The 1569-nt window shown below is 42.7% G+C and carries 2 protein-coding genes; both read left to right on the forward strand.

All coding sequences use genetic code 11. The annotated features are described in order from the left end of the window. The coding region (locus tag PX484_RS11605) for a GDP-mannose 4,6-dehydratase (protein WP_287688703.1) at positions 1-655 on the forward strand (655 nt) is incomplete at its 5' end. A gap of 12 nt (positions 656-667) precedes the next feature. Then, the coding region (locus PX484_RS11610; protein WP_288103925.1) for a GDP-L-fucose synthase family protein at positions 668-1569 on the forward strand (902 nt) is incomplete at its 3' end.

The raw sequence follows: 1569 nt of genomic DNA on the forward strand, positions 1-1569 counted from the left end.
AGTCATGGAAGTTCCCCAAAAAGAAACCACGCCATTTTATCCCCGCAGTCCCTACGCTTGTGCGAAAGTTTACGGTCACTGGCAAACAATCAACTATCGGGAATCCTACGACTTATTTGCCTGTAACGGCATTTTATTTAACCATGAATCCCCCCGGCGGGGAGAAACTTTTGTCACGCGCAAAATTACCCGCGCTTTGGCCCGAATTATCGCCGGACAACAGAAAAAACTCTATCTAGGAAATCTCGATTCTAAACGGGATTGGGGTTATGCTAAGGATTATGTGCGGGCGATGTGGTTAATGTTACAACAGGAAGAACCGGATGATTATGTGGTGGCGACAAATGAAACCTATTCTATCCGGGAGTTTCTCGATATTTCTTTCCAATACGTTAATTTAAATTGGCAGGATTATGTGGAGTTTGATGAACGTTATTTGCGTCCGGCGGAAGTGGATTTATTGATAGGAGATTCTACAAAAGCCAGGGAGAAATTAGGCTGGCAGCCGTCGGTAACGTTTGAGGGACTGGTAAAATTAATGGTAGATGCGGATTTAGCGGCTTTGGGGATTAATCTTAATAACGGTGGTGATAGCCAACAGTTATTAAAAGATTTGGCCTATCTTCGCAATCGTTCGATGACAACTGTGGATTAAAGAGGTGAAAATATGCTCAATTTAAGCGAACAGAGAATCGTCGTCACCGGGGGGGCCGGATTTTTAGGTCGGCAAGTAGTTAATCAATTAATTGCAGCGGGGGCAAATCCCGAAAAAATTACAATTCCTCGGTCAAAGGATTGTGATTTAAGAGTTTGGGAAAACTGTCAACGTTTAGCCGACCAAGAAGATTTAATTATCCATTTGGCTGCCCATGTGGGAGGCATCGGTCTCAATCGGGAAAAACCCGCCGAATTATTCTATGATAATTTGATGATGGGAACCCAATTAATTCACGCTGCCTATCTAGCAGGAGTACAAAAATTTGTCTGTGTGGGGACAATTTGTGCCTATCCAAAATTTACTCCAGTACCTTTCCATGAAGACGATTTATGGTCAGGATATCCCGAAGAAACCAATGCGCCTTATGGTATCGCTAAAAAGGCTTTATTGGTACAATTAGAGTCCTATCGTTTGCAGTATGGTTTCAACGGAATTTATCTTTTACCGGTAAATTTATACGGGCCAGAGGATAATTTTGATCCGGGTAGTTCCCATGTAATTCCTGCTTTAATTCGCAAGGTTTATGAGGCACAACAACGGGGGGATAAACAACTTCCTGTCTGGGGAGATGGTAGTCCAACCCGGGAGTTTCTCTACTCCACCGATGCAGCACGCGGCATTGTCATGGCCAGTCAGTTCTATAATGAATCAGACCCGATTAATCTTGGTACAAATTATGAGATTTCTATCAAAGATTTAGTCGAATTAATCTGTGATTTAATGGGTTTTGATGGCGAAATTGTTTGGGAAATAGATAAACCGAATGGTCAACCGCGACGCTGTTTAGATACAACCCGCGCTCAGGAAAAATTCGGTTTTGTTGCTCAAATGGAATTTAAAGAAGGTTTGCG

This window comes from Microcystis sp. M49636_WE2 (genome assembly GCF_030065375.1).
Taxonomy (GTDB): Bacteria; Cyanobacteriota; Cyanobacteriia; order Cyanobacteriales; family Microcystaceae; genus Microcystis; species Microcystis aeruginosa_C.